Here is a 3638-nt window from a genome sequence, read left to right on the forward strand (position 1 = left end):
CTATCCTAACATAAGATCAACACGACCTAGATCCCAACCCGTCCCATAGCTCTATGGCATTGGGCGCAAAAGTGGAGTAAGACAAGAGCAGGTTCCTTGGCGTGCCAATGGGAACTTTTGGGGAGCGAGAGTGCCCTCCTTGGGTTTGCAGAAATACAGCAGTTCGATCCCTGATGAGCGTTGGGTGTGAGGAGTAGGAGTGAGCGTGAACATGGTGCGACAGTGGGTGAGCGCAGTACTCTGCGTGGTGGGTGGATCGTTGATGTCGGGGCTTTTGTCCGGCTGTGCCATCCCGATGCCTTCGGCATCTGCGGGAGTTTCTGAAGTCCAAGTGCGCTTGGTGCATGTGGCCCCCAATGCCCCTCGGATCGACTTGGAAGTGGGAGAGGTGAGAGCTGCTCGGGGCATAGCCTATGGCTCGGTGAGCGAGTACGTGCGCATACCGGCGGGCGAGTACGACATTGTTTTGTTTTCAACGCCTGAGAACCCTGGCCAGCCTGCGAGTTCTTTGGTTGCGGCCAGAACCGTAGCCAATCTCAGGGGCGGGGGAGTATTCTCGGTGGTGGCCGCCAATGAGCCGAATCGCATGACAGCCCTGGTCTTAGAGGACAACATCCATCCGCCGTTTGATCAGGCCCTGGTGCGGTTTGTCCACGCTGCCCCTGATGCGCCGGCCCTGCAATGGCAAGGAGAGCAAGGGCGTGTGCTGATCCCCCAGTTGGCGTTTGGACAAGTATCCACCTTTCAAGCCATGCGCCCCGGCTTTACCCAAATTCAGGTGGCCATAGCCCCTTCAGCCCCTGGGCCAGGTGTGCAGTCGGCTCCCAGCCGGAGCATTCCCTTGCAACGGTTTGACCTCCAGTTGGAGGCGGGGAAGGTCTATACCCTTTACGTAGCGGGATTGTTGCGCAGCAATCCGGCCCTAAGCCTGGTGCTGGCAGAGGAAACTCGAGCTCGCAGGCTCCTATAGCCAAGGTGTTTCGGTCTCTCTTCTCCTTACACTGAGTTAAGGAATACCTCAGGGTGGGGGCAGATAGGGAATATGCTCTGTGGTGGAGCAGGCCAATGCCGTTGGCGTTCTCCGCTGCCAATATGATCTTACAAGGATCTCAGAATCCTAACATGCGGTGCGAAGCACTAGGGGATGCAGCCTGTGGATGCTTTGTTTCAAGTTGTGGTGCTGAATCAAACCCCAGATCCAGAACGGGTCATCTACCAGGCAATGCACCAGGATTACAGCCCTGATTTTGTCACCTCAGAAAGCCGGATCCCGGAAAAGTATGGAGAGGCGGTGGTGCGGCATTTGCTGGAGGGCAACCGTGGCCACTATGGGCCTCTAGAGCATCCTCAGATCACGTTTGGGGTAGGCTATTTTCCCCATGCCGTCATGCAACAGGCCCGTACTCATCGGGTGGGAATTTCTTTTGATGTTCAATCCTTCCGATATACAGGCCAGCAAATTGCCGATTTGGGCAAAAAGCTCTTGTTCGCGTCAGCGGTGCGGAGCACAACCGAGACTGCTGCTCCTGTTGGCGAGACCGGCTACGGTTGCGTCAGCGATCGCGTCAGCGGGCCGGAGGCCTATCGCGTCAGCGGGCCGGAGGCCTATCGCGACAGCGGTGCGGAGCACATTGCGGAGCACAGTGGCGGGACGGAGTCCTCCTTGTCTTTGCAAGAGCTGGAAACTTTGTTTTACGTTCCTGCCAGCGTCAAAGAGGGCAAGGCCAAAACCCGCCAAGGCTTTAGGCCCATCTCCCCCGAAGCTTTGGATATCATTCTTGCGCAATATCGCAGCCAGGCCATTGCTTATTATCGCCTGGTAGAAGAGTGCGGATTGCCCTATGAAGATGCCCGTAACATCATTGGCTACGGGATCCGACAACACTTCGTGGTCTCTTTCAATTGCCGTAGTCTAATGCATTTTTTGGATTTACGAGCCAAAGAAGATGCTCAACGAGAAATTCAACATCTGTGTGAACTGATTTGGCCCCACTTTGAAGCGTGGTGTCCCCACGTGGCGGCCTGGTATCGTAAGCATCGCTGGGGAAAGGCTCGATTATCCCCCTAAACTTAGTTTAGATAGATATGCTCTGCTAACCCCTTCTGCGGCTAATCCTGTTTTTGATCTTTTGTTGGGTTACGGGTATGGATCCCAAGGCTTACCAACAAATGGCAGACTTGGAAGACCAGCATTGGTGGTTTCTGGGTCGCCGTCACATTTTGAGTCGGGTTATTGGATCCCTGTCGCTTCCCCCCTCTGCTTATATTTTGGAAGCTGGCTGTGGTAGCGGCGGCAACCTGGAGATGTTGTCCAGATTTGGCAAAGTTTGGGCTATGGAAAAGAGTGAAATTGCACTGCCGCTGGCCCAAGCTCGCGGTATTGGGATCGTGGCAGAGGGGGAGTTGCCAAACCGGATCCCCTTTGGTTCTCAATGATTTGATTTGATTGCTTTGCTGGATGTGCTGGAGCATCTGGAGAATGACAAAGAAGCTCTCCTAGCCCTCAGTCAAAGGTTAACCCCATCTGGCTACTTAGTTGTAACTGTTCCGGCTTATCCGTGGCTGTGGAGTTTACATGATGAGCTTAATCATCACAAGAGACGATATACCCGCGGGCAACTTTTGTCGTTGCTTAAAAGCTCAGGTCTAGAAGTTTATACCCTTGTTTTCTTCAACAGTTTTCTTTTCCCAATCATTTCAGGGATCCGCATAATGCAGAAAGTGCTTCGCCTGAGGGAAAGCCAAGATCTGAAAATGCCGCCGCTTTGGCTCAATCGACTGCTGACGGGTATTTTTGCTGCAGAAGCCTATCTGATACCTAAGTTTTCTCTGCCCTTTGGTGTATCTCTGCTGGCAGTAGCCGGCCCGGCAACGAAATCGTAGTATCCTGTCATCATTGCTGTTCTCAGACTGCACTTTGATCATTGCTTAAACTCTCATGTTTCGACATCCAATGTCTGCAATTCTGGTAGTTTCTACAACAGCCTTTTCCGACGGTACTTAACCCACTCAACAGGGATTTTTATCTCTTGCATGATGAGGATCCCAATTACTTAAAGAACTTATTTTGTGTCAGCAGCATGAAGTCCTTTGAAGCTGGGAAGGGCCGTCAATAGAATTATCTGGTGAGGGCTACCCATTCAAGTTTTGGTCAACACTGATCTTGTCCAATAGCCTCAGATGCACAATCTTTTCTGTAAGATTGTCAACAGTCTTGATGCCGAAGGAGATAACCCTTGGCCGAACGCGGCTATAAAACTCGTCTGGATCTGCATCGTTTGTGGGTGCCCTTGGCCTGTTTTGGCGATGGCCTTTGTATTTGGTTGGCCTTTGGGGCGGGCTACTGGCTGCGCAGCTTGCGTCCTCATCAGCTCTTGCCTTGGGATGTCTACGCGGCCTTGGGATTGTTGACCGCCCTCAGTTATTGGGGCATTCAGGCGGGCTTAGGCGGATACGGTGAGTCGAAGCGCTTGTCTCGCTTTGAAGAATGGGCCAGTTTGCTGGTGGGGTTGGGATTGACGTTTGGTTTGGTGCTGGCAGGGGCCTTTTTCGTTCGCTCGGTCTCTTTGTCGCGGCTGGTGGTGGGCTACGCCGGCTTGTTGGCTCTGCTGAGTTTGACTTTGGTACGGGTGGGGTTG

The 3638-nt window shown here is 53.1% G+C and carries 4 protein-coding genes and 1 pseudogene; all 5 read left to right on the forward strand.

What is annotated here, in order from left to right:
* Positions 1-199: 199 nt before the first annotated feature.
* Positions 200-970 (forward strand): DUF4397 domain-containing protein, encoded by a 771-nt coding sequence (locus tag NW856_RS00175; RefSeq protein ID WP_414398436.1) that lies wholly within the window; start codon positions 200-202, stop codon positions 968-970.
* 174 nt (positions 971-1144) lie between these two features.
* Positions 1145-2068: an FAD-dependent thymidylate synthase gene (locus NW856_RS00180; RefSeq protein ID WP_414398439.1), complete on the forward strand. Its 924-nt coding sequence runs from the start codon at positions 1145-1147 to the stop codon at positions 2066-2068.
* A 77-nt stretch (positions 2069-2145) separates the two neighbouring features.
* On the forward strand, positions 2146-2436 hold the full coding sequence (locus tag NW856_RS00185) for a hypothetical protein (protein WP_414398441.1): 291 nt from the start codon (positions 2146-2148) through the stop codon (positions 2434-2436).
* Between the two features lie 6 nt (positions 2437-2442).
* Positions 2443-2883, forward strand: a complete 441-nt coding sequence (locus NW856_RS00190) for a hypothetical protein (RefSeq protein ID WP_414398444.1) — start codon at positions 2443-2445, stop codon at positions 2881-2883.
* A 353-nt stretch (positions 2884-3236) separates the two neighbouring features.
* A pseudogene (locus NW856_RS00195) lies at positions 3237-3638 on the forward strand (sugar transferase); the annotation flags it as partial.

This window comes from Synechococcus sp. R3-13 (assembly GCF_047462195.1).
Taxonomy (GTDB): Bacteria; Cyanobacteriota; Cyanobacteriia; order Thermostichales; family Thermostichaceae; genus Thermostichus.

Coding starts and splice junctions, on each gene's coding strand:
- NW856_RS00180 (WP_414398439.1), top strand. CDS start 1,145: ATGCAGCCTGTGGATGCTTTGTTTCAAGTTGTGGTGCTGAATCAAACC.
- NW856_RS00185 (WP_414398441.1), top strand. CDS start 2,146: ATGGATCCCAAGGCTTACCAACAAATGGCAGACTTGGAAGACCAGCAT.